Source organism: Arthrobacter oryzae (assembly GCF_030812315.1).
GTDB lineage: Bacteria > Actinomycetota > Actinomycetes > Actinomycetales > Micrococcaceae > Arthrobacter > Arthrobacter oryzae_B.
On the sequence record NZ_JAUSSM010000005.1, the window covers coordinates 288,196 to 310,766 of the forward strand.

A 22,571-nucleotide genomic window follows, 5' to 3' on the forward strand; every position below is an offset into this window, starting at 1 on the left:
AGTAGACGCAGCAACAACAGTGTGGCCGGACCCGCGAAGGGACCGGCCACACTTGTGTGTTAAATCCGGTCAGCGGTGCGAGTGTGCGTCAAGGTCCACGGACACCACCTTGCCGTCAGGGGCCTGGTTTGGCGCCGGGAGGGAATCGACCGTCGCATAGAGCGTCGAATCCCTGATGGCGACATCGGCCGTAAGTTTGCCGGTCAGGACAACCTTCCGATCGTCCTGGTCTCCGGAGCAGCCGAGCCGGAGGACGCCTTCGCCGAAGAGCGATGCAACGTACACGTTGGCGTCGTCGTCCAGTGCCAAGCCGGTTGGTGACATGACATCATCAGCGAACAGCCTGACCCGTCCGTTATCCGGATCGACCCGGTAAACGGCGCCGCGGGCACCGAGGGCGGGATCCTCCGGCCCGCCGGGGAGCACGGACACGTACAACCATCCGTCAGGGCCCACCGCTACATCGGTCGGAACAGGTTCGAAGGCGTAGCTGTGGCCCACAATGCAGGCCGGCAGCTGCAGTGTCGTCGCCACTTCGGCTGTGATCACATAGGGGCGAGGCGGCAGGACGGCCACCGTTTCAGCCTCGCCCGAGTCGACGTCGACCGCCACAACGCTGTTGGCCCCGGCGTCGGCCACGTAGATGGTGTCCCCGGACATCGTGATGCCGTACGGGTGGGAGTCAATGGTTCCGGTGTAGGAAGCAGGAACCTCGGGCGGGAGCTGCGCCGCACATGTGTCTGGAAGGTCCTCGAATCCGTACCGCGTGTCGCCGTCGGCATTCTGTTCGGTCTCCAAGGCGGCCAAATCACCAAAAGTGGCCTGCGTTCCGTCAGCGGCGATGGTCCTGATGTGACCGGCCAGCGGGCGGGGATCCATAGGGCCTGCGCCCTGGCTCTCAACAAAATATGTGGTGGAACGGCGCTGCACGCTGCCGGCGACGCCCCACGCGGCGTCGGAATACAGGACCGCCTTGGTTCCGTCGGCCTTAACTTGCGTCAGCTGCCCGATGAATTCTTCGCTGACCAGCAGTGTGCCATCCCGGCCGGCGCTGACATGCAGCGGACTCACGAGTCCGTTCGCATGGGTTGTGGGCGGGTTTTCGGCCGGAGCCGCAACGGCTGCGGGACTGGCGGCCAGGAATACTGCTGCGGTGGCCGCAGCCGCGACGAGGGAAAGGTGTTTACGCATGGTTTTCTCCAATGGCCAGTGCTGCATGTCAAAGGCCTTGAGACCACGGAAATGGCTTCCGGAAAACGCGGCTGCCCCCACTGGGCACATTCTATTTCTTCGCCATCCGGTAAGTCGATGGATCCGGCAAACTGCAGCCGCATTCTCCACATGAAGCGGGGGATAGCTGGCTATGATCGGAACATGGACGCCCAACCTTCAGCCGCTGACATCCAGGAGTTCCTCGGCCAGGCGGTCAACCTTGCCGTTCAGAACGTGGGCGCCGGCGGGGGCCCGTTTGGTGCAGTGGTGGTCACCGCTGACGGGAAGCTCCACTCCGGCGTCAACAGGGTGACGCGCGACAACGATCCCACAGCCCACGCCGAGGTTGTGGCCATCCGGACAGCGGCGGCCGAGTCCGGCAGCTTCGACCTCAGCGGTGCCGTGCTCTATGCGAGCTGCGAGCCCTGCCCGTTGTGCCTGGCCTCGGCGTTGTGGGCGCGGATCGACCGCGTATATTTTGCCGCCGACAGGCACGGGGCCGCAGCCGCCGGATTCGACGACGCCCTGTTCTACGAGTTCTTCGACGGCACCCGGCCGGAACTAATGCCGGTCCGCCAGACCGACATCCCGACGTCGAACGTTCCGTTCGAAGCGTGGCGCGACAACCCGGACCGCACAGAATACTGAGCTCCGGTCGCGGAGGAAACCGGCCTGCCCGGGCCGGCGGGACCTTCGACTCTATGCGGCCCCGGTCGGCGGGCGTGCGATTAACCTATGATTTCCGGCGCGATGGAAGGCAGCGCGGAGCAGTGGAACCGAGACTCACCAGGTGTCCCGGCTGCGGCAAGACCAACAGGATCCCCGCAGCAGCTCCCGGCCGCCCCCGCTGCGGAAATTGCCGCCATGACCTGCCATGGATCGTCGACGCCGGCGACGCTGACTTCAGGCACATCGCAGAGCAGTCGACCGTGCCTGTGCTGATCGACTTCTGGGCGGTATGGTGCGGCCCGTGCCGTCTGGTCAGCCCGGTCCTGGACCAGCTGGCGACGGAAAAGGCGGGGCGGATCAAACTGGTCAAGGTGGATGTGGACCGCGCGCCGGGACTGTCCTCCAGGTTTGCAGTCCAGGCCATCCCCACGCTGATGGTGATCGTCAGTGGAATGGTGATCGCCCGGCAGGCCGGGGCCGCACCTGCGCCCGAGCTCCGGATGTGGCTGGAACACGCGCTGTCCTCGAGCCTGAGCTAATTTCCCGTCCCGGTGTACTGCGGCTAGGTGCGCTGCGGCTAGGTCCGCCGGGACCGTCGGCCGCGCGCACCGAGCCCTCCGAGCAGCGGTGACCCCATGCCCAGCAGGAAGCCGAAGTCGTACCAGTTGCCGGCTCTCCCGGTGTTGTAGAAGGGGAATTCAGCCCAGGCACCAAAGACGTGGGCAATGAGCACAACCCAGGCCGTAATGCCGTTCCAGAAGCCCCACAACAGGTCCTGCCACCACATGATGTTCCTCTCCGGAGCCGCCCCTGTGGACAGGCTAGGGGACAGCCGGCTCCGGCACTAGGGGCTCTGTGCCTGACTTCGGAATCTATCCTTCAGCTGCGCCGCATCAGCTTCGTCGCATCAGTTTCGGGGTGGATCAGTTTCGGGGGGATCAGTTTCGAGCGGGGAGGCGGCCCAGGCCTTCCACGAGGTCTTCCTGGGCGGCGCACAGCGCGATCCGGATCCAGCCTTCGCCGATGGAGCCGAAGGCGGTCCCGGGGGCAAAAGACACCCCGGAGTCGGCCAGGAACTTCCGGACCCAGGACCGTACATCGCCGCCGCTGACGTGCGAAACGTCCGCCCACAAGTAGAAGGCGCCCTGAGCGGACAGGAACGGGATGCCCTTGGATTCCAGGACCGCCGAGGCCGAGTCCCGGTTGGCCCGGTAGTGGGCATGGGCGTCGCTGACGTAGTCCTGCGGGCCCGTTAGGGCAGCTATCGCGGCGTACTGGGACGGGGACGCGACGCAGGAAACTATCGACTCCATCACGTTGTTCATCTTCCGCTCCAGCCCGGGCGGGCAGACCAGTGCACCAATCCGCAGCCCCGTCAGCCCGTACGTCTTCGAAAGCGTCAAGGACGTAAAGACTCTCGCCTCGCCGGGGACATCGCTGTCGAAGCGTGCCGGGCTTATGTGGGGGACGTCGTAGGTGAAGGCTTCGTAGCATTCGTCGGAGATGATCCACAGGTCGTGGCGCTGGGCCAGCTCCACCAGGCTGCGGGTCAGCTCCTCGCCCAGGACCGCGCCCAGGGGATTGGACGGCGAATTCAGCATCAGCACCCGCGTCCGCGGCGTGATGAGTGCCTCAACGTCCTCGATCCTCGGCTGGAAGTGGTGCTCGGGATACAGCGGGTATCCCACGGGAACAGCGTGCAGCAGCCTGCTGGTCATCGCAAACGTTGGGTACCCGGGGTTGGGGATCAGGATTTCGTCACCGGGGGAGAGCAACAGACTCATGGCCAAGTGGAGTCCCTGCTGGGCGCCGTCCACGATGTAAACCCGGTCGGCGCCTATGTCAACGCCATTGTGCTCACGGAACCTGGCTGCGAAGGCCTCCCGGAGTGCAGGGACTCCGGCATTCGGCGTGTAGTTGGTTTCATCGCGGTCCAGGCAGGCCATGCCGGCCTCAAGGACGTGGCGGGGGAGGGCAAAGCCCGGTTCTCCGATGCTCAGCACAATGGCGCCGGGTGTGGCCCACGCTGCCTCGGTGATCTCGCGGATCTGGTTGACGGGAACATCGCGGACATGTGCGGAAAGCTCGGGCATGTCTGCCATCCTAGCTCTCCGGCCATCGCCCGCCGCCGGACGGGCATCCTGCCGTCGGGCGAAAAGGGAGAGCCGTCGCGCGGATATACTGGGAGGCGTGCTTTCTGGACTGGTAATAGTGGACAAGCCGCAAGGATGGACCAGCCACGATGTGGTTGGACGGATGCGGCGGCTGGCCGGTACCCGGAAAGTGGGGCACGCCGGAACGCTGGATCCCATGGCAACGGGTGTGCTTGTCCTGGGCATCAACAAGGCCACGCGGCTCCTGACGTACATTGTTGGTACGTCCAAGACGTATACGGCCACCATCCGCCTCGGCGAGTCCACCGTGACGGACGACGCCGAAGGGGAAGTCGTCAGCACCAAGTCTGCCTCTGCAGTTACCGAGGACGCCATTCAGGCCGGCGTCGCGGCACTCACCGGCGAGATCCAGCAGGTTCCCAGCAGCGTCAGCGCCATCAAAGTCAACGGCGAACGAGCGTATGCCCGGGTTCGGTCCGGCGAAGACGTCAAACTCGCCGCGCGACCGGTCACCATCCACCGCTTCGATGTCCACGCGGTTCGTCCGGAGCGTGACGGGGAAGTCCTCGACGTGGACGTCACCGTTGAATGCTCTTCCGGAACGTATATCCGTGCCTTGGCCCGGGACCTTGGCGAAGCGCTGGGTACGGGAGGTCACCTGACAGCGCTCCGGCGGACCCAGGTTGGCCCCTACACCCTTGACCAGGCCCGGACCCTGGAGCAGTTGGCCGAGGAACTCGAAGTGCTGGAGATGTCGCTGGCCGCGCGGGCGCTAATGCCGAACCGCGAGCTCAGCGAGGACGAAACCAATGAAATTTCCTTCGGCCGGCGTATCGCCGCAGGCGTCGCGGCCGGGACGCCGGATGCCGCCACCGCGGACAAACCTGCCGCAGCTTTCGCTCCGGACGGCTCGCTCGTGGCCCTTCTGGCCGACGCCGGCAGCTACGCAAAACCGGTCCTGGTCTTTGCTCCGAGCAACGAACAGCAGGCCAAATAGCTTGGACGCGTACTTTTACATCATTCTGGCCGTCGGGCTGCTATCCACGATCATCTGCACCGCGGCCGGGATCATGAAGAAAGCTCCGAACGATGCGACCATCCTGTCCGTCGCCGCCGTCGAACTCGCTCTGCTGGTCTACCTGGTGGGTTCGATCGTCCGCGTGGCGTCTGGGGAGCAGATCGCCGGCGAGGCGTGGGAATTCTGGGGTTACCTCGTGACTGCCCTGATCCTGCCAGTGGGCGCCATGTACTGGTCCATCCTTGAGCGCACCCGGTGGAGCAACTTTGTCCTGGCTGCCGTGGGGGTCACCGCCCTTGTCATGGCAGCCCGCATGAACCAGATCTGGTACTGAGTGGAAGAAGCAGACGTGACTCCGCAAACCCCTGTCAACAAGACCGAGAATGGGACCGCAGAGGCCCAGTCCAAGGACACCCGGAACACCGGACCCGGCCGACTGCTCATCGCGGTCTACGCGGTCTTCGCAATCTCCGCCACGGCCCGGGCCGGATATCAGATCCTCACCAAGTTCTCCGAAGCCCCGTTGGCATACCTGCTTTCAGCCTTCGCGGCGCTCGTTTACGTCGTGGCCACGGTCTCGCTGGCGAAGCCAGGACGGACCTGGTTCAAGGTCTCCGTGGCTGCGGTCCTTGTGGAGCTCGTGGGCGTGGTGGTGGTCGGGGCGCTGAGCATTTTCGACTCCGTCAGCTTCCCGCATGAAACCGTGTGGTCCCTGTTCGGCCGCGGCTACGCTTTCATACCCCTCCTGCTCCCCATCCTTGGGCTGGTGTGGCTGTACCGGCGGCGCCCGGCGCCGCGCGTGGGCTGACGGAGCTCGAGTGACAGCGGCTCGGGGGACAGCGCCCGCGTGCCGCGGCAGGGTCTGACGCCCTGACGGAAAATTGTCACACCCTCGAGGCAGACTTAGTTCATGGAAGCCGTGGGGGATCTTGCAGCAGGGAAAGCGTTGGGCTGGGCCAGTTTGGCCGCCGGTGCTAGAGCTGTGCAGCCCCTTGCTGTTCGGCCGTCTACCGTTTGTCAGCCTGCGGTTCAACAGCCAGCCGCCCGGGTCCGCGGCCTCCGCAGTGTCCCCGCGGGACCACTACGTTTGGATGCTTTGGCGTCCGACGGCGGCGGGTCCGGTGATCTGGCCCGGAGCCTTGAGCTGTTGAAGAGTGTGTGTTTGACGGCGGTTGACGACGCTGGGATGCGCGGTTTCCGTGCGGCCGCGGACTTTGCCGCCAACGTTGAGGAAATCTCCCGGGCTGTGGAGTACCTGCAGGTGGTCGCGGCCGGGTCGGTGGATCGGACGCGGCGCGAAGCTACGGCAGCGGCGCGCTCAGGGGCGGGTGGCTCTGGTTCGGTCGTTGGCTGGGTCACGGGATGGGGCGGAACTGCCGTGCGCGAACCGGCGGGTTGGGCCACGGGTAAGGCTGGCCAAGGCGAAACCGGGCCCGAAGCTGCCCGCGGACGGCCATCCTCAGCTGTCCCGGATCCGGCTGATGACGGGTGCCGGAACGCTGCGGAGTTCCTCCGGTCCCGGCTGCGGATCAGTGTCGCCGAGGCCCGGCGCAGGATGGCCCTCGCGGCCGATCTGCTGCCCCGTGTCGGGTTCGCCGGCCACACCGAACCTCCGGTCCGGCCCGAGCTTGCCGCGGCGGTCGCGGCCGGGATGGTGGCGTCGCGGCCTGCGACGATTATCACGATGGCGTTGGACCGGGTCCGGGACCACGCCACCGGTGACACCACTGCCCGGATGGAACACGTCCTGACCCACGCCGCGGTCGAGCACGACGCGGACTTCCTGTCCCGGATGGCCCGGCAGTGGATTGACGGGATCGATCAGGACGGGTCGGAGCCGTCCGAGGAGGAACTCCGCCGCCGGCAGGGCGTATTCCTCCGTCGCGCCCGCCGCGGACTCCACCACCTGGAAATCTTCGCCACCCCTGACCAGTACGAATCACTGCTGACCGTGATGAACACCGCCACCAACCCCCGCACCAAAGCCGGGGCAGCCGGTGAAGACAACACGGCAGACAGCAACGCCACCGGAGACACACTCCCGGGCCCGGATCTGGACCGGCGGACCCGGCCGCAGCGGCTCCTCGACGGGCTCGTCGGCGGATGCAAGGCAGGCCTGACCACGGAAGCGCTCCCTATAGCGGGAGGGCTCCGCCCGCAGGTCATGGTCACCATCGACTACCGCGACCTCCTGGACCGGCTCGAACATGCCACCAACCAGGGACCCTGGTACCGTTCCAGCAGCGAATCCCCGGCCAGCACGCCCGGCATCCCCGGCACGGGCTCGTTCACGTTCACCGGGCCCGTCAACGCCGCCACGGTCCGGAAGATCGCGTGCGACGCGGACATCATCCCGGTCGTGCTCGGCAGCGAAGGCCGCATCCTGGACATCGGCCGGACCACGAGGATCTTCCCGCCGCACATCCGCAAAACCATTACCGCCCGCGACCAGGGCTGCGCGTTCCCGGGCTGCACGATCCCGGCCCCGTGGTGCGAAGCCCACCACATCACCTACTGGTCACACGGCGGATCCACCAGCTCAGACAACGGAACCCTGCTTTGCTCCCATCACCACCACCTCATCCACAAAGAGCAATGGACCATCCAGGTCAAAACCGGCATCCCCTGGTTCATCCCGCCACCCCACATCGACCCCCGCCAAAAGCGCCAACGCAACAACTACTTCAGGCTCGAATGCTGATGATGCCGGGCGTGCCCATGGCCGTGCCCCACGCCTAGCGGAACTTGGCGAACATCCTCAGCGGCTCGGGGCTGAAGTCGGAGCCTTCGGTGAATCCCATGGCCTGGTAGAAGGCGCGCTGCCCGGCGTCGTTATCAGTGATGAGTACCGTCTGCCGGACATGCCCGTATTGGGACTGGATGGCTTCAAGCATCGTCCGACCGGCGCCGGAACCCTGAAACGAAGGGGCAACCAGGATGTCCTGGACGTAGCAGATGGTGGCATCGTCGGAAATTGCGCGAGCCAGGCCGACAAGTTCTCCGGCGGCGCTCCGGCAGGTCACCACAAACGCTGAACCCCGGATCGCCTGGACCAGCACCGCGGGATCTTCGGTGTAGGCGGTCCACCCCACTGATTCGTACAAGGTGATGACTTCTGCGTCGGAATTCTGGCTGCCGACATGAACGGTGAACTCAGGCATCGGACCAGTGTTGCATGGCAGGGCTCCGCCAAGGCCTTCGAAATGCGCTCAGAAACGAAGGCTTCCATGGGGTGCTATCGTGACAACGCGCTGGCGGGCTGTGTTCAGTGCACAAGCAACATGCCGGGCGAAACAGGGGGAGCGCATCGTGACAAGGACAGCGGCCGAACACCACGGGCCCCAGAAACCAATCCCGAAAAACCCGTCCGCGTCCTCTTCTACGGTGTGACGGGCAGCGGCAAGTCTTCGGCAGCCCATGCATATGCGGCAGCTTCGGGACTCCCGGAGTTTTCGGCCGACGACGATATTGGCTGGCTTCCCGGCTGGCAGCAACGCACCGTCGAACAGCAACGGGAAATCGCGGCGGCCGTGGCTGCACGCGATCGCTGGGTCCTCGACAGCGCCTACGGCGTATGGGCGGACATCGTTGTCCCCCGCGCGGAACTCGTTGTCGCGTTGGACTATCCCCGTTGGCTTTCCCTCTTCCGGCTAGTGCGCCGTTCCCTTCGGCGGATCATCACAAGGCAGCCCGTGTGCAACGGAAATGTCGAAACGCTCGGGAGGCTCGTCGCGAGGGATTCGATCTTCTACTGGCACTTCAACTCATTCGCCAGGAAGAAGCGCGTGTTCAGGGAGTGGCAGTCCAATCCGGACATGCCGCCGGTGATGGCGTTCCGCTGGCCCGGGGAGCTGGACGAATGGCTGGCCCAAGTCGCCGCCGCTGCTGCGGCTACGGTGCGCGCAGCTGACGACTCGGGCCACCCCTGAGCTGAGCCTCGGCCGGCTATTTCTTTCCGAAGAGCCCGCCCAACAGCCCGCCGAGGCCGCCGCCGTCGTCGTTCTTCTTTTTCTCTTCCTGGTGCTCGGCCGTTCGGCCGTCGGGGAGGTCGACGTCGATCAACTCGCCCGGGACGGGTGCGCCGCCGTGCTGTATCGGTTGACCCAGTGGTCCGGTCGGGGCTTGCGTCGCCGAATTCTTCACGGGCTCCTGGACCACGGCACCCCTAGTCTGCTGCCCGCCCTGATTTTCTCCGCCAAGAATGCCGCCAAGGATGTCCCCGAACCCTCCGCCTTGGGATCCTTGCGGACCCTGTGATCCGCCGCCAAGAATTCCACCCAGGATGCTGCCGAGATCGATCCCGCCGGGCTGGCCTGCAGTATCGCCGCCCGAACCACCGCGGCTGGCCACGTCGCCGGCCCCGCCTCCCGCGTTCTGTCCGCCGAGGATCTTTTTGGCGAGGTAAGACATCACAATGGGGGCGAGAATGGGCAGGAGCTTCCGGACAAGGTCGCCGCCAATGCCGCCGAGGTTGGCAGACCCTGCGAGCTGGCTTGCCACCTGGTCCTGCTGCCCGCCAAACACATGGCTCACGATCTTCTCGCCATCGTCGGTGTCCACCTGCGAGGCGTCCACGCCGCCGTCTACGAGCCCGTCACGGTGCTGGGCCAAGGCGGATTCGAGTGACGCGGCACCCTCCGGCGCCTGTGCGTTGCTTTGCATACCGGCGAGGAGGGTGGGTACTGCGGCCTCCACGGCTGCCTGCGCAGACTCCCTGTCCGTGCCCAGCAGCCCGGCAATCTGGTCGACGGGTATCTGTTCCAGAATCTCGCGGATGTCAGTCATGGCGTTCTCCTTCAGCCCCGCGTACGGCCGCGGGCATCGATGGATGCGGCGCGCAGCTGCGTCGCCGGGTGCTGCCCTTGCATCCTAGTCCGGGACGCAGACCCGCGAAAGGCTAGGCTGGACATGGCCGGGCGTCGGTTGCCGCGGCGTGGTTTCGGGTAATTGGCACGGGCAATTGCGGGTAATCTTAGAGAGTTCCGGAGCCCGGCGCGGCCCTCCGGACGAGTCAATGGCAGGCAGTAAAAGGCGAGGTTGATGGTCCACATCTGGAACGATCCGTCCGAGGTCCCCGAGGACTTCGGCCCTACCGTTGTCACGTTCGGCAATTTCGACGGCGTGCATCGGGGGCACCAGCAGGTGCTTTCACAGCTCATCCGCACGGCCCGACTCAACGGGGCGCGGTCAGTAGCGGTCACTTTTGACCCCCATCCCGCGCAGGTCCACCGGCCCGAGTCAGCTCCCGAGCTCATCATGGGGCTAGAGGACAAGCTTGTTGCACTCGGTGAGCTGGGGCTGGATGCCGTCCTGGTCATGAAGTACTCCCTGGAACTCGCCAGCCTCAGCCCCGAAGAATTCGTCGCCGGCGTCCTCGTGGACAGACTCAGGGCCAGCCACGTGGTGATTGGCCACGACGCCCGCTTTGGCCGCGGCAACTCCGGCGACCTGTCCACCATGCAGGAGCTGGGGGAGAAGTTCGGCTTCACGGTGCAGGTCATCAGTGAGTTCGGCTCTGAAGGATTTCCCATCCACGACGACGGCGGCGAGGACCGCCGCTGTTCGTCCACCTGGGTTCGTGAGGCCTTGCGGGAGGGCGACGTCGCCACGGCGGCCGCCGTATTGGGCCGCCCGCACCGGATGCGCGGCGAGGTGGTCCACGGGGCTGCCCGCGGCCGGGCGCTCGGTTTCCCCACCGCAAACCTGGCCTCCGAAGCCAGCGGTTACATTCCGGCGGACGGTATCTACGCCGGCTGGCTGGTGGACCAGATCGGCACCCGGTGGCCTGCAGCCATCTCGGTCGGCTCGAACCCGACGTTCGACGGCGTCAGCCGGCAGGTTGAAGCACATGTCATCGACCGCCCGGAAGAGCCGGTTGAAGACTTCGATCTGTACGGCCAGACAGTAGTGGTGGAATTCGTGGCACGGCTGCGGGGCATGGTGGCGTACCGTGGGCCGGAGGCGCTCGTCGAACAGATGCGCCTGGACGTCGTCCAGGCCCACGACATCCTGTTCCGGCGCTGACCACAGTCACTGGCAAGGAAGGCACCGCTGTGTCCGTTGAGAAGAACACGAGGAAACTGGAGAAGGACATTGTCCGGGATTTCAGTTCGCGGATGAGCTACGCGTCCTACCTGCAGCTGCCCACGCTCCTGAGCGCGCAGCAGCCGGTCAGCGATCCCGAACACCATGACGAGCTGCTGTTCATCATCCAGCACCAGACCACTGAGCTCTGGCTGAAGCTGGTCCTTCACGAGCTGCGTAGCGCGGCAGCATGGCTCCGCAGCGACGACTTGGGCTCCGCCCTGAAGGCAATTGCGCGCGTCAAGCACATCCAGAAGACCCTGACAGAGCAGTGGTCGGTACTGGCCACGCTCACACCCACCGAGTACTCGCAGTTCCGCGGCTTCCTGGGCAATTCCTCGGGGTTCCAGTCCAGCCAGTACCGGGCAGTCGAGTTCGTCCTCGGCAACAAGAACCGCAAGATGCTTCCGGTGTTCGAATCCGATCCCGAGGCCCACGAGCAGCTCCGCCGCGTCCTTGAGGCGCCGAGCATCTACGACGAATTCCTGGCCTACCTGCACCGCCAGGGCTTCGGGATTCCGACTTCCATGCTGGAACGGGATGTCACCAAAGCGCACGAGTTCTGCCCCGAACTGGTGCCCGTGTTCAAGCACATCTACGAGAACGCGGCGGACAACTGGGGTGCGTACGAAGCATGCGAGGAACTGGTGGACCTGGAGGACAACTTCCAGCTGTGGCGGTTCCGGCATCTGCGGACGGTGCAACGGACCATCGGCATGAAGGGGGGCACCGGCGGTTCCAGCGGGGCAGCGTTCCTGCAGAAGGCCCTGGAGCTGACCTTCTTCCCCGAACTCTTCGCCGTCCGGACGGAGATCGGGCAATGAGCACGGTTCCCGAGACCCAAGACGCCCTGCTGCAGCGCGCCGTCGAACTCGACGCCGCGGACCCGCTGGCCGGCTACCGCGACCACTTCGTCGGAACAGACACGGACCTGTCCTACCTCGACGGCAACTCGCTGGGCCGTCCGCTCAAGCGGACCGTCACGGACATCGGCGCCTTCATCCAGGACAGCTGGGGCGGCCGGCTGATCCGCGGCTGGGACGAGGACTGGCTGCAGCTGCCGGAAGCCATCGGCGACCAGCTGGGCCGGGCCGTGCTCGGCGCTGCTCCCGGGCAGACCATCATCGCCGACTCCACCACAGTGGTCCTGTACAAGCTGATCCGCGCTGCCCTCGCCGCGGTGAAGGACCGCGCCAGAACCGAAATCGTGCTGGACACGGACAACTTCCCCACGGACCGGTACCTCCTGGAAGGCATCGCCCAAGAAGAAGGGTTAACGCTGCGCTGGATCGACGCCGATCCGGCCGCCGGCGTGACCGTGGACCAGGTGAAGGCCGCCGTAGGGCCGGCCACCGCCGTCGTTGTCCTCAGCCAGGTGGCATACCGGTCGGGGTTCCTCGCCGACCTCCCGGCGATCACGTCGGCAGTGCACGACGCCGGTGCGCTGGTGGTGTGGGACCTGTGCCACTCTGCCGGGTCAATTGAGCTGCAGCTGGATGGTGCCGGCGTCGACTTCGCCGCGGGCTGCACGTACAAGTACCTCAACGGGGGACCTGGCTCGCCCGCCTTCGCCTACGTCAATTCGCGCCACCTGCCCGCGCTGAGCCAGCCGATCTGGGGCTGGATGGGCCGCAAGGACGCCTTCGAAATGGCGGCCGGCTACGAACCGGCACCCGGGATCCGCAGCTTCCTCAGCGGAACGCCGGCCATCTTCGGCATGATCGCGATGCAGGGCACGCTGGACCTGATCGAAGAAGCCGGCATGAAGGCACTCCGCGAAAAATCCCGGAAGCTGACGGCGTTCGCGCTGGAACTCCATGACGCGTGGCTGGCTCCGGCCGGCGTCCTGCTGGCAACGCCGAGGGACCCGGAACAGCGGGGGAGCCACATCACCGTGGACCACCCGGACTTCCGGGAGATGACGGCCGAGCTCTGGGACCGGGACGTCATCCCCGATTTCCGGGCACCGCACGGGATCCGGATCGGACTGTCACCGCTCAGTACGTCTTTCGCGGAGGTCTACCGCGGTGTCGCCGCCATCCGCGATCTGCTGGAGCGCCCGTAGGCCGCGCGCCCGCTAGCGCCGGCCGGCATCTTTGATGAGTCAACACGGTGTTTCGACAAGATTGCGGCTGGGCCGGTAAACTAAACGTTGGATCCGGCTGCAGTCCGTGGCGGCTGGCTCTTGTTATGTGCAGGAATCCCCGGTTTAGCGGGGATCTCCGGTACAGGCACACCCGGCAGTGAGTTACTGATTCGGGCCTCACGGCACATCTCTAGGAGTTATTGTGGCACTTGACGCCGCTGTAAAGCAGTCCATCATCAAGGATTTCGCAACGTCCGAGGGCGACACCGGTTCACCGGAGGTCCAGGTTGCAGTCCTGACTCAGCGGATCAAGGATCTCACTGAGCACATGAAGGAGCACAAGCACGACTTCCACACCCAGCGCGGTCTGCTGGCCATGGTTGGTCGTCGCAAGCGTATGCTCACCTACCTCAAGAACACTGACATTGCCCGCTACCGTGCGCTCATCGAGCGTCTCGGCCTGCGCCGCTAGTCTGAATAAAGGGGCGGCCCTTTCCTTCCGGAACGGGCCGCCTTCTTCAGTAGAAAACTAAACAGGAGGATCAACCGCATCACGCATTCGCGGTCCTCGGTAGTGATTCCCGGGAACGGCTTCGAAGAATGAAGCCCGGCCCGTGGGTCTCGATCGATGACCGGGTGCAGTGCAGGCCAGTAGACAGATGCTGGACTGGGTTGATGCGGCTGGACTTCCGTTAACCAAGAAACGGAGGTGACTCTCTTGGAGGGTCCCGAAATCCAGTTCTCAGAAGCTGTCATTGATAATGGCCGCTTCGGTAAGCGTGTAATCCGCTTCGAAACCGGCCGTCTTGCCAAGCAGGCAGCCGGCGCAGCCATGGTGTACATCGACGAAGACACCGCGCTGCTGTCCGCAACCACCGCCGGCAAGCACCCGCGTGAAGGCTTCGACTTCTTCCCGCTGACCGTTGACGTCGAAGAGCGTATGTACGCCGCCGGCCGCATCCCGGGCTCGTTCTTCCGCCGCGAAGGCCGCCCGTCCACCGAAGCCATCCTGGCTTGCCGCCTCATGGACCGCCCGCTGCGCCCGGCCTTCATCAAGGGCCTGCGCAACGAGGTCCAGATCGTCGTCACCGTCCTGGCGATCAACCCGGACGAGCTCTACGACGTCGTGGCCATCAACGCCTCCTCGATGTCCACCCAGCTCTCCGGCCTGCCCTTCTCCGGCCCGATCGGCGGCGTCCGCGTTGCCCTCGTTGCCGACGAGAACGGCTCGCAGTGGGTTGCTTTCCCGAAGCACTCCCAGCTCGAGAACTCCGTGTTCAACATGGTCGTTGCCGGCCGCATTGCAGGTGACGACGTCGCCATCATGATGGTTGAAGCCGAAGCCACCGACAACTCCTGGAACCTCATCAAGGAACAGGGCGCCACAGCCCCCACCGAAGAGGTTGTTTCCGAAGGCCTCGAGGCTGCCAAGCCGTTCATCAAGGCCCTCTGCGACGCCCAGGCCGACCTGGCTGCCCGCGCCGCGAAGCCGACCGTCGAATTCCCGGTCTTCCTCGACTACGAGGATGATGTCTACGCCGCTGTTGAAGCCGCTGCCGCTGAGAAGCTGGCCGCTGTCTTCCAGATCGCTGACAAGCAGGAACGCGACGTCGCAACGGATTCGCTCAAGGACGAAGTCACTTCTTCGCTCGCAGGCCAGTTCGAGGGCCGCGAGAAGGAGCTGTCCGCAGCTTTCCGCTCGGTCACCAAGCAGGTTGTGCGCCAGCGCATCCTCAAGGACCAGATCCGCATCGACGGCCGCGGCCTGACGGACATCCGCCAGCTCACCGCCGAGGTTGAGGTTCTGCCCCGCGTCCACGGTTCGGCTATCTTCGAACGCGGCGAGACCCAGATCATGGGTGTCACCACGCTGAACATGCTGAAGATGGAACAGCAGATCGATTCGCTGTCGCCGGTAACGCGCAAGCGCTACATGCACAACTACAACTTCCCGCCGTACTCCACCGGTGAGACCGGCCGCGTGGGTTCGCCCAAGCGCCGCGAAATCGGTCACGGTGCACTCGCAGAGCGCGCCATCGTGCCGGTGCTGCCGTCCCGCGAGGAATTCCCGTACGCCATCCGCCAGGTGTCTGAGGCTCTCAGCTCCAACGGTTCGACGTCGATGGGTTCCGTCTGCGCCTCCACGCTGTCCCTGCTCAACGCAGGTGTGCCGCTGAAGGCTGCCGTTGCCGGTATCGCCATGGGCCTGGTTTCCGACCAGGTGGACGGCCAGACCCGCTACGCGGCCCTGACCGACATCCTCGGCGCCGAAGATGCCTTCGGTGACATGGACTTCAAGGTTGCCGGCACGTCCGAGTTCGTCACAGCAATCCAGCTGGACACCAAGCTCGACGGCATTCCGGCCTCCGTCCTGGCTGCTGCACTGAAGCAGGCACGCGAAGCCCGCCTGCACATCCTCGAGGTCCTGAACTCCGCGATCGACACCCCGGACGAGCTCTCCGAGTTCGCGCCGCGCGTCATCGCGGTCAAGATCCCCGTGGACAAGATCGGCGAGGTCATCGGGCCCAAGGGCAAGATGATCAACCAGATCCAGGAAGACACCGGCGCGGACATTTCCATCGAGGACGACGGCACCGTTTACATCGGCGCCACCAACGGCCCGTCCGCCGACGCCGCACGCTCCGCGATCAACGCCATCGCCAACCCGCAGGTTCCGGAAATCGGAGAGCGCTACCTGGGTACGGTCGTCAAGACCACCACCTTCGGTGCTTTCATTTCCCTCACCCCGGGCAAGGACGGTCTGCTGCACATCTCCGAGCTGCGCAAGATCGCCGGCGGCAAGCGCGTTGACAACGTCGAGGACGTCGTCGCCGTTGGCCAGAAGATCCAGGTTGAGATCACCAAGATCGACGATCGCGGAAAGCTGTCCCTTTCTCCGGTCATCGCCGAGGAAGAAGGCGCTGAAAGCGCCGACGTCGTCGAGGCGGCCGCAGAGTAGTCTGCAGCACACTTCGTAGTACCAACACGACGGCGGGGCCGGTGGATCATCCACCGGCCCCGCTGCCGTTAATCCGCCAGACCCGCCGCTGTTAAGCCGAGCCTGCCGCCGTTAAGCCGAGCGGTGGAACGGCCATTTCCCGGAGCATAGAGGGAATGGTCCGCTGGTACGATTGCAGGCAGATTTGGCACCCGTTTCTTGAAAGGCCTTAATGACTGTCGTACCCCTGCCGCTCGTGCAGAACCAGCCCGGTGACACCCTGATCCACGGCGCCGACGGCGGGTCCGTGGTCCGCCGGTCGGTGCTCCCCGGCGGTGTGCGTGTCCTGACGGAAGCCATGCCCGGCCAGCGTTCCGCGACCATCGGCTTCTGGGTTGGCGTGGGTTCGCGTGATGAAGCCCACGGGCAGCACGGATCCACCCATTTTCTTGAGCACCTGCTCTTCAAGGGCACCAAACGGCGCACCGCGCTGGAAATCGCGTCCGCCTTCGACGAGGTTGGCGGCGAGTCCAATGCGGCCACGGCCAAGGAAAGCACCTGCTACTTTGCCCGGGTCCTGGATACCGACCTGCCGATGGCGATCGACGTCATTGCGGACATGATTACCGGGGCCGTCCTGGACCCGCAGGAGATGGAGCAGGAACGCGACGTCATCCTTGAGGAAATCGCCATGGACAGCGACGACCCCACGGACGTCGCCCACGAGCATTTCGTCGCCGCCGTGCTGGGAACGCATCCGCTGGGACGTCCGATTGGCGGAACCCCGGAGGCCATCCGCGCGGTTGCCCGGGATTCGGTCTGGGACCATTACCGCCGTTACTACCGTCCGGATGAACTCGTCATCACGGCCGCCGGAGGCCTGGACCACGACGTCGTCTGCGGACTTGTGGTGGATGCGCTCCACCAGGCGGGCTGGGCGCTGGAGGCCGGGGCCGCCCCGGTGGAACGCCGCTCCACCGAGCGGGCCGACATCACCGGCACGGCCGGACTCCATGTGGTCAAACGGCCTGTTGAGCAGGCGAACATCATCATGGGCTGCCCGACGATCGTCGCCACCGACCAGCGGCGCTACGTCATGAGCGTGCTGAACGCGGTGCTCGGCGGTGGCATGTCCTCGCGGCTCTTCCAGGAAGTCCGGGAAAAGCGCGGCCTGGTCTACTCCACCTACTCCTTTGCCTCGTCCTATGCCGATGCAGGCTACTTCGGCATGTACGCCGGCTGCACGCCGTCGAAGGTCCGCCAGGTCCTGGAACTCCTCGGCGCCGAACTGGACAAGCTGGCGGCAGACGGCATTTCCGACGACGAGCTCAAGAAAGCCGTGGGCCAGCTTTGCGGCGGCATTGTGCTGGCACTCGAGGACACCGGCTCGCGGATGTCGCGGCTGGGCCGCGCCGAACTGGTGTCCGGTGAATACCAGGACATCGAGGAGACGCTCCGCCAGATCAAGGGCGTCACCGTGGAGCAGGTGCGGGAGCTCGCGCAGGAGCTGGCAGCAGCACCGCGGACCGTGACCGTTGTGGGACCGTTCGAGGAAGACGAAACCTTCGGCCTCTGATACCGTCCGCTCCGTGCGTTGAGCCGCCGACGGCGGACTGTGCATACTGGCCACTCCAACGCTGGACATCCCCACGCAGCGGCGTGATGATGAACCCGGGGCCACACTGGAGGAACCATGGACGGTACGCACCCGGGCACTGCGCAGGAGCTCGAGGTTTTCCTCGGCCATTGGTCGGGCACTACCCACATTGAGGCTTCGCCGCGCGGGCCGGCCCGGACAGCGGACGCCGAAGTGGTGTTCACCAAGGCCGCGGGCGGCTACGCCGTGCTGCAAAGCTACCGGCACACCGAGACTGGTGGGATCCGGTACGAGCGGCACGGCATGTTCACCTTGGACCCCGACCACCCGGACACCGTCTGGTACCACGTGGACAGCGTGGGGCTGCCCCGGGAAGCCCCGGCGCGGTGCACCTGGCATGGCGGTGTGCTCACTGTGGAGCGCCGCAACGGCCGGGCCACGTCGCGGCACACCTTCCGGGTGGACGACGGCGTGCTGACGCACAGGTCCGAGGTCCGCCTGGCAGACGCCACGGGCTTCGCACCCTTCATGACCTCAGTTTGCCGCCGCACCTGACGGCCCGAACGGACACTTGCGGCCTCCGCAACTCAAGAAAGGTATCTCATGCCGGACTCCAGCGTCGAAGGGATGCACGCTCCTACATCCAGGCCGTGGGCTCCCACGATATGGAAGCCTTGAAAACCTGCTCGGTGAGGATCTCCTAACCACCTTCGCCGGCACGACTCTCTCGACAAGGCAGGGTGGACCACGGCGACCAAGGGCCTTCTCGCGGCGCTGGTCCGCAACGAGATCCGGGAGGCTTTCACCGCGCAGGACCGTGCCTGCGTCGTGTTTGACTTCATCACCGATACGGCTGCTGGTGCCGTGAGGCGCATCGAGCTGCTCACCGTCAACGCAGACAAAATCAGCGAGGTCGAACTTGTCCTGGATCGGGCCGCCTTCGCCCCCGTCAATGAGGCGCTGAAGCGCGGGTGCCGCAGGCCCAATAAAGATCACACATGATCCGGTCCCCCTTGAGCCGAAGGACTGGACACGGACGGCGTGAATCCCGTGCGCTAGTTGTGCAGGCGTGCGCTAGTTGGGCAGGACAGCGTCCGGGGGACGCAATGTGATGACCGGGTCTGCGTGGCGATGCACCAGTGCCCAGGTGTCGCCCTCGGGGCGATAAACGCTCGTTACACGCAAATCAAACTGCGATATTTCGTCTCCTCCTCCGAGCTTTGCCTGCCAATGCTCTATGTCGAGAAAGACGGCGAGATCGGAAGTGACGTGCCTGGTGAGGGCATCAACAGCGGTGACACGTCCGTCTTTGAACCGGGCAGCGGCTGAATCGAGGGCCTTAGATACCCGATCCCAGCCCACAACCGGAGGACCCCAGGGATTCGCAAGGGATCCATCCTCGCCGTGGGAGAAAATGGCCTTGGCCGGTTCCGGGTCTCCTTTGGCAAAATCATTCATCGTTTGATGAAAGCGGCCGACGACCTCGTCAAGCTGCATGGCTCCCACCTTCTGACTGATTGTGGCGTTGGCGTTCCGAGTATCGAATCATACGCCGGGGGATCCCGCCCGTCACCAACTGCCTGAATCGATCAAAGATCATCGAAATGGGTGTCACAGTTCCAAGGGCTGAGACGCGCCACGGAGGCCCATGTCCTGCGCGAACGGACACTTGCGGCCCGGGTGACAGCCGGTCAGCCGGCAGATTCCACAATCCGCGTCCGCGGTGTCCCGCGCAGGGCTGGAGCCACGGTCGGGGAGTTCCAAACCTTCTGCTGAAGGTTGGCCAGCAGCGCCTCGGCCTGTTCCCGGCTCGCAAGGTCAAGTTCAACCACCACATAGTGCGGATCGTCCACCGGGCGGCTGATGCGATGGGCGACCACGCCCGAGGCGGCCCGGTTGACCGGGTCCCGGTCGAATGCGGCTTTCCACGTCCCGAAGTCCCTGATTCCGTGCTCGATCTGAAGCGTGTACATTTTCGATCCTTCCTTCCAGGGCCTGCGTGGGGGCCCTATAGCTAAACGGTAGGCCTGCCCGGCAACGGCGGTGTATCCCAGAAATCTGGGTCGGAGCGATGTAACGCCGGGTCGGCGGAGAGCCGGGCCATACTGTTTCCATGACCACAACGCGGGTTCCATGACCACGCGCTGGGCGCTGAGCCGGAGCCTTGACCGGATCAGTCAGCTGTGCGGAGAGTCCATGGAGGATCATGAAATGCGCGCGGCAGTGCTTGCTGAGCTGGGCAGCGTTGTTCCGTTCAGTTGGTTTGCGTGGCCGCTGGCGGACCCCGGTACCTGCACCGGAATGTCGCCCATGGCCCGCATTCCCTGTCCCGAGGAGCTTCCCGCCCTGGTCAGGTTGAAGTACCTGACTGCGGCCGGCCGCTGGACATCGCTTCTGGGCAGAGGCCCGAATGCCGTCACCCTGCAGACGGCAACCGGCGGCAACCCCGTCCTCAGCCCGCTGTGGGACGGCATCCTCCGGCGGTACGAGGTGAGGGACGTCCTTTTCACAGTTGTTTGGCGACAAGTACGGCTGCTGGGGCTGGCTTGACCTGTGGCGGTGCGGTGACGGGGAATCCTTCAGTGACACAGAGTCCACGTACTTGGCGACGGCGGCACCTGTCATTGCTGCCGGCTTGCGGCGCAGCCGGGCAGGACAGATGAAGCGGGACGCCCGGCTGCAGCACGGGACGCAGGAGCCGGAAGCTGAGGGAGGCCGTCCGGGTCGCGGCTTGCCCGGACAGGCATTGCTAACACTGGACGCAGGGCTCGGAATAACCGGCCGGAGCGCCTCCGCCGCTGACTGGATCAGCCTGCTGCAGCCGGGACCCCGCACCTACGAATCCATTCCTGCCGAGGTTTTCAACGTCGCCGCGCAGCTCCTGGCCCGCGAGGCCGGAGTTGATTCCCATGAGGCGTCGGCCCGGGTGCCCATCGGCTTTGGCCGGTGGGCCGTGCTGAGGTCGTTCCGGATGGAGGTGGTGAAAGACGGCGAAGCGACGCTCGCCGTGACGATCCAGGAATGCCCTGCGGCCGAGAGGTTGGAGGTGTTTGCCCGATGCTTTGGCCTGACGCCGAGGCAACGCAGCCTGCTTGACCTGGCCGCCAGAGGACTGGACACTGCCGCCATGGCGGTTGCCCTCGGCATCAGCCACTACACGGTGCAGGACCAGTTCAAAGCGGTCTTTGCCGCGTGCGGGGTCCGGAGCAGGAACGCCTTGCTGGCCCTGGCTCTCGGGACGGAGGCTGGCGCCCCACCGGCATGAAGGGGCCGGCCGGCGGAATCCCGGCCGGTGGAATCCTGGCCCAGGGCAAACTGCCTAGCCGCCGGCAAACGGCGGCAGCACGTCCACCACGTCGTCCGGCCCCAGGACCACCGACCGGTCGCGGACAGCCACTTCGTTCAGCAGGAAACTGCTTCGCGAGAGCAGCCGCGCAAGCGGCGGGGTGCCGGCGGGTGGAGCCGGCCGATCGACGTCGAGCACTGCGCCCAACAGGGTCTCCACCGTGGAGCCAGCAGGCAGCTCAAAGCGTTCCTCTTCCACCCCTGCCGCGGCGCGTGCGGCAGCGAAGTAACGTACGTTCAAGTTTTCAGCCTCCGATGGCGCTCATGCTGCGGTCCGGCTGGACGAAGTCCGGAGCATCCAAACCGACGTGGTCCATGCCGTGGGCCTTGGGCTTGATCCACATGGCGTCCTGCCAGCGTTCTGCGAGCTGCTGGTCCGTGGCGCCCTCGCGCAGCAGCCCCAGGAGGTCGACTTCTTCGCGTGAGAACAGGCAGCTCATGATCTTGCCTTCCGCCGTGATCCGGGTGCGGCGGCAGTCCGAGCAGAACGGTTCGGTGACGGATGCGATGATACCCACGGTTCCCAGCACGGGGCCGGCGGCTTCGGCGGAGCCCGGGACCCGGCGTCGTACTTCAAAACGTTCGGCCGGGGCACCGTCGCGGTCCCTCGGATCGGTGCTCAGCACATAGTCGACAGACAGCAGCTCGCGGATTTCTGCCGCGGTGATCATGTTCCGGCGGGTCCAGCCGTGGTCGGCGTCGAGCGGCATTTGTTCGATGAAGCGGAGTTCATAGCCACGGTCCAGCGCCCACGCCAGCAGTGAGGGTGACTCGGCGTCATTGATTCCCCGCATCAGGACGGCGTTGAGTTTCACCGGGCCGAGGCCCGCTGCCCAGGCGGCGTCCACTCCGGCCAGCACCTTGCCCAGGAACGGGCGGCGCGTCAGTTTGGTGAAAGTCTCTTCGTGCAGGGAATCCAACGAAACGTTGATCCGGGATAGCCCGGCTGCCTTGAGCCCCGCCGCTTTCTTGTCCAGACCCACCGCGTTCGTGGTCATGGAGATCGGCAGCTCAGGATGGGCCTGGCGCAGGGCGGCAATAATGTCGAGAAGGTCGGCCCGGACCAGGGGTTCGCCGCCGGTGAGGCGCAGTTCGCGCACGCCCAGCATGTCAACGCCGACCCGAACGATCCGGACGATCTCCTCGGCGGACATGACGGCCTGCTTGGCCAGCCATTCAAGGCCTTCGGCCGGCATGCAGTAGGTGCAGCGCAGGTTGCATTTGTCCGTCAGGGAGAGCCTCATGTCCGTGGCACGGCGTCCGTAACGGTCCATCAGGCCGGCCGTCATGCCGGCGGGGCGCGACGGCAGCGACAGGGCGGATACTCCCGGATCGGAACCGGCCCCCTCCCGGGGCTGTGGCATGCCAAGCTGAACACTCATAAATTCAGGCTACGCCACCTTGGTGCCAACCATCACGCCTGTGACATTGGCGGATCTTACGGAATCCCTACGGATCGCCACAGCGGGAGGCAAACGCGTGCCGGGCCCCGGGCCCGAACCTATGCT

The 22,571-nt window shown here is 65.3% G+C and carries 26 protein-coding genes; 17 read left to right on the top strand and 9 right to left on the bottom strand.

From position 1 onward, the window contains the following. Positions 1-69: 69 nt before the first annotated feature. Positions 70-1,191, bottom strand: coding sequence for a ScyD/ScyE family protein (locus J2S97_RS12410; protein ID WP_307049801.1), 1,122 nt, complete (start codon positions 1,189-1,191; stop codon positions 70-72). 183 nt (positions 1,192-1,374) lie between these two features. On the opposite strand from J2S97_RS12410, the gene J2S97_RS12415 reads away from it, so the two are divergent. After that, on the top strand, positions 1,375-1,860 hold the full coding sequence (locus J2S97_RS12415; protein ID WP_307049803.1) for a nucleoside deaminase: 486 nt from the start codon (positions 1,375-1,377) through the stop codon (positions 1,858-1,860). A gap of 122 nt (positions 1,861-1,982) precedes the next feature. Beyond that, a complete protein-coding gene (gene trxA / locus J2S97_RS12420) occupies positions 1,983-2,420 on the top strand; it encodes a thioredoxin (RefSeq protein ID WP_307049805.1) in 438 nt (145 codons plus the stop codon). A gap of 38 nt (positions 2,421-2,458) precedes the next feature. Here trxA and J2S97_RS12425 read toward each other — a convergent pair whose 3' ends face one another. Further along, entirely contained in the window at positions 2,459-2,668 is a 210-nt protein-coding gene (locus J2S97_RS12425) for a hypothetical protein (protein WP_307049807.1), read from the bottom strand. A 151-nt stretch (positions 2,669-2,819) separates the two neighbouring features. Further along, positions 2,820-3,974 (bottom strand): pyridoxal phosphate-dependent aminotransferase, encoded by a 1,155-nt coding sequence (locus tag J2S97_RS12430; protein ID WP_307049809.1) that lies wholly within the window; start codon positions 3,972-3,974, stop codon positions 2,820-2,822. 97 nt (positions 3,975-4,071) lie between these two features. On the opposite strand from J2S97_RS12430, the gene truB reads away from it, so the two are divergent. The 4 genes from truB to J2S97_RS12450 all read left to right on the top strand — a co-directional run bounded on the left by truB (position 4,072) and on the right by J2S97_RS12450 (position 7,714). Continuing rightward, complete coding sequence (gene truB / locus J2S97_RS12435) at positions 4,072-4,992, top strand: tRNA pseudouridine(55) synthase TruB (protein ID WP_307049811.1); 921 nt, start codon at positions 4,072-4,074, stop codon at positions 4,990-4,992. Between the two features lies 1 nt (position 4,993). Then, positions 4,994-5,347: a hypothetical protein gene (locus tag J2S97_RS12440; RefSeq protein WP_307049813.1), complete on the top strand. Its 354-nt coding sequence runs from the start codon at positions 4,994-4,996 to the stop codon at positions 5,345-5,347. Between the two features lie 15 nt (positions 5,348-5,362). Next, positions 5,363-5,821 (top strand): hypothetical protein, encoded by a 459-nt coding sequence (locus J2S97_RS12445; RefSeq protein ID WP_307049815.1) that lies wholly within the window; start codon positions 5,363-5,365, stop codon positions 5,819-5,821. Between the two features lie 102 nt (positions 5,822-5,923). Further along, positions 5,924-7,714 carry an HNH endonuclease signature motif containing protein gene (locus tag J2S97_RS12450; RefSeq protein ID WP_373460552.1) on the top strand — a complete coding sequence of 597 codons (1,791 nt, stop codon included), beginning with the start codon at positions 5,924-5,926 and terminating at the stop codon, positions 7,712-7,714. Positions 7,715-7,748: 34 nt separating this feature from the next. Here J2S97_RS12450 and J2S97_RS12455 read toward each other — a convergent pair whose 3' ends face one another. Then, on the bottom strand, positions 7,749-8,174 hold the full coding sequence (locus J2S97_RS12455; protein WP_307049817.1) for a GNAT family N-acetyltransferase: 426 nt from the start codon (positions 8,172-8,174) through the stop codon (positions 7,749-7,751). 120 nt (positions 8,175-8,294) lie between these two features. On the opposite strand from J2S97_RS12455, the gene J2S97_RS12460 reads away from it, so the two are divergent. Further along, on the top strand, positions 8,295-8,942 hold the full coding sequence (locus J2S97_RS12460) for an adenylate kinase (RefSeq protein ID WP_307049819.1): 648 nt from the start codon (positions 8,295-8,297) through the stop codon (positions 8,940-8,942). 16 nt (positions 8,943-8,958) lie between these two features. Here J2S97_RS12460 and J2S97_RS12465 read toward each other — a convergent pair whose 3' ends face one another. After that, the gene (locus tag J2S97_RS12465; RefSeq protein ID WP_307049821.1) at positions 8,959-9,798 is read right to left on the bottom strand and encodes a DUF937 domain-containing protein; all 840 of its coding nucleotides are present in this window, start codon (positions 9,796-9,798) and stop codon (positions 8,959-8,961) included. Between the two features lie 255 nt (positions 9,799-10,053). Between J2S97_RS12465 and J2S97_RS12470 the strand changes: the two genes are divergently transcribed. The 8 genes from J2S97_RS12470 to J2S97_RS12505 all read left to right on the top strand — a co-directional run bounded on the left by J2S97_RS12470 (position 10,054) and on the right by J2S97_RS12505 (position 18,720). Next, complete coding sequence (locus J2S97_RS12470) at positions 10,054-11,037, top strand: bifunctional riboflavin kinase/FAD synthetase (protein ID WP_307049823.1); 984 nt, start codon at positions 10,054-10,056, stop codon at positions 11,035-11,037. Between the two features lie 29 nt (positions 11,038-11,066). Then, on the top strand, positions 11,067-11,921 hold the full coding sequence (kynA, locus tag J2S97_RS12475; protein WP_307049825.1) for a tryptophan 2,3-dioxygenase: 855 nt from the start codon (positions 11,067-11,069) through the stop codon (positions 11,919-11,921). Further along, complete coding sequence (kynU, locus tag J2S97_RS12480) at positions 11,918-13,162, top strand: kynureninase (protein WP_307049827.1); 1,245 nt, start codon at positions 11,918-11,920, stop codon at positions 13,160-13,162. The genes kynA and kynU overlap by 4 nt, the downstream gene beginning before the upstream one ends. A 223-nt stretch (positions 13,163-13,385) precedes the next feature. After that, positions 13,386-13,655 (top strand): 30S ribosomal protein S15, encoded by a 270-nt coding sequence (gene rpsO / locus J2S97_RS12485; protein WP_028271969.1) that lies wholly within the window; start codon positions 13,386-13,388, stop codon positions 13,653-13,655. 246 nt (positions 13,656-13,901) lie between these two features. Further along, positions 13,902-16,142: a polyribonucleotide nucleotidyltransferase gene (locus tag J2S97_RS12490; RefSeq protein WP_307050013.1), complete on the top strand. Its 2,241-nt coding sequence runs from the start codon at positions 13,902-13,904 to the stop codon at positions 16,140-16,142. Positions 16,143-16,353: 211 nt separating this feature from the next. After that, a complete protein-coding gene (locus J2S97_RS12495) occupies positions 16,354-17,697 on the top strand; it encodes a M16 family metallopeptidase (protein WP_307049832.1) in 1,344 nt (447 codons plus the stop codon). A gap of 117 nt (positions 17,698-17,814) precedes the next feature. Further along, positions 17,815-18,273, top strand: a complete 459-nt coding sequence (locus J2S97_RS12500) for a DUF1579 domain-containing protein (protein WP_307049834.1) — start codon at positions 17,815-17,817, stop codon at positions 18,271-18,273. A gap of 273 nt (positions 18,274-18,546) precedes the next feature. Further along, positions 18,547-18,720, top strand: coding sequence for a hypothetical protein (locus J2S97_RS12505; protein WP_307049835.1), 174 nt, complete (start codon positions 18,547-18,549; stop codon positions 18,718-18,720). A gap of 72 nt (positions 18,721-18,792) precedes the next feature. Here the strand turns inward: J2S97_RS12505 and J2S97_RS12510 are convergent, their stop codons facing one another. Next, positions 18,793-19,215, bottom strand: coding sequence for a YybH family protein (locus J2S97_RS12510; RefSeq protein WP_307049837.1), 423 nt, complete (start codon positions 19,213-19,215; stop codon positions 18,793-18,795). Positions 19,216-19,409: 194 nt separating this feature from the next. Beyond that, positions 19,410-19,691 (bottom strand): hypothetical protein, encoded by a 282-nt coding sequence (locus J2S97_RS12515; protein ID WP_307049839.1) that lies wholly within the window; start codon positions 19,689-19,691, stop codon positions 19,410-19,412. Positions 19,692-19,929: 238 nt separating this feature from the next. On the opposite strand from J2S97_RS12515, the gene J2S97_RS12520 reads away from it, so the two are divergent. Next, the gene (locus tag J2S97_RS12520) at positions 19,930-20,268 is read left to right on the top strand and encodes a hypothetical protein (RefSeq protein ID WP_307049841.1); all 339 of its coding nucleotides are present in this window, start codon (positions 19,930-19,932) and stop codon (positions 20,266-20,268) included. Positions 20,269-20,377: 109 nt separating this feature from the next. Next, positions 20,378-20,983, top strand: a complete 606-nt coding sequence (locus J2S97_RS12525) for a helix-turn-helix transcriptional regulator (protein WP_307049843.1) — start codon at positions 20,378-20,380, stop codon at positions 20,981-20,983. A 54-nt stretch (positions 20,984-21,037) separates the two neighbouring features. Here the strand turns inward: J2S97_RS12525 and J2S97_RS12530 are convergent, their stop codons facing one another. Further along, positions 21,038-21,304 (bottom strand): MoaD/ThiS family protein, encoded by a 267-nt coding sequence (locus J2S97_RS12530; RefSeq protein WP_307049845.1) that lies wholly within the window; start codon positions 21,302-21,304, stop codon positions 21,038-21,040. A gap of 4 nt (positions 21,305-21,308) precedes the next feature. Further along, positions 21,309-22,445, bottom strand: a complete 1,137-nt coding sequence (moaA, locus tag J2S97_RS12535; RefSeq protein ID WP_307049847.1) for a GTP 3',8-cyclase MoaA — start codon at positions 22,443-22,445, stop codon at positions 21,309-21,311. Positions 22,446-22,571 lie beyond the last annotated feature (126 nt).

Excerpts from the sequence above, each read along its gene's own strand:
- J2S97_RS12520 (WP_307049841.1), top strand. The coding sequence starts at position 19,930 with ATGCGCGCGGCAGTGCTTGCTGAGCTGGGCAGCGTTGTTCCGTTCAGT.
- J2S97_RS12465 (WP_307049821.1), bottom strand. The coding sequence starts at position 9,798 with ATGACTGACATCCGCGAGATTCTGGAACAGATACCCGTCGACCAGATT.
- J2S97_RS12415 (WP_307049803.1), top strand. The coding sequence starts at position 1,375 with ATGGACGCCCAACCTTCAGCCGCTGACATCCAGGAGTTCCTCGGCCAG.
- J2S97_RS12470 (WP_307049823.1), top strand. The coding sequence starts at position 10,054 with ATGGTCCACATCTGGAACGATCCGTCCGAGGTCCCCGAGGACTTCGGC.
- J2S97_RS12430 (WP_307049809.1), bottom strand. The coding sequence starts at position 3,974 with ATGCCCGAGCTTTCCGCACATGTCCGCGATGTTCCCGTCAACCAGATC.
- J2S97_RS12410 (WP_307049801.1), bottom strand. The coding sequence starts at position 1,191 with ATGCGTAAACACCTTTCCCTCGTCGCGGCTGCGGCCACCGCAGCAGTA.
- J2S97_RS12500 (WP_307049834.1), top strand. The coding sequence starts at position 17,815 with ATGGACGGTACGCACCCGGGCACTGCGCAGGAGCTCGAGGTTTTCCTC.
- J2S97_RS12495 (WP_307049832.1), top strand. The coding sequence starts at position 16,354 with ATGACTGTCGTACCCCTGCCGCTCGTGCAGAACCAGCCCGGTGACACC.
- J2S97_RS12510 (WP_307049837.1), bottom strand. The coding sequence starts at position 19,215 with ATGCAGCTTGACGAGGTCGTCGGCCGCTTTCATCAAACGATGAATGAT.
- moaA (WP_307049847.1), bottom strand. The coding sequence starts at position 22,445 with ATGAGTGTTCAGCTTGGCATGCCACAGCCCCGGGAGGGGGCCGGTTCC.
- J2S97_RS12450 (WP_373460552.1), top strand. The coding sequence starts at position 5,924 with ATGGAAGCCGTGGGGGATCTTGCAGCAGGGAAAGCGTTGGGCTGGGCC.
- J2S97_RS12525 (WP_307049843.1), top strand. The coding sequence starts at position 20,378 with ATGAAGCGGGACGCCCGGCTGCAGCACGGGACGCAGGAGCCGGAAGCT.
- J2S97_RS12455 (WP_307049817.1), bottom strand. The coding sequence starts at position 8,174 with ATGCCTGAGTTCACCGTTCATGTCGGCAGCCAGAATTCCGACGCAGAA.
- kynU (WP_307049827.1), top strand. The coding sequence starts at position 11,918 with ATGAGCACGGTTCCCGAGACCCAAGACGCCCTGCTGCAGCGCGCCGTC.
- J2S97_RS12425 (WP_307049807.1), bottom strand. The coding sequence starts at position 2,668 with ATGTGGTGGCAGGACCTGTTGTGGGGCTTCTGGAACGGCATTACGGCC.
- J2S97_RS12515 (WP_307049839.1), bottom strand. The coding sequence starts at position 19,691 with ATGTACACGCTTCAGATCGAGCACGGAATCAGGGACTTCGGGACGTGG.
- J2S97_RS12460 (WP_307049819.1), top strand. The coding sequence starts at position 8,295 with ATGCCGGGCGAAACAGGGGGAGCGCATCGTGACAAGGACAGCGGCCGA.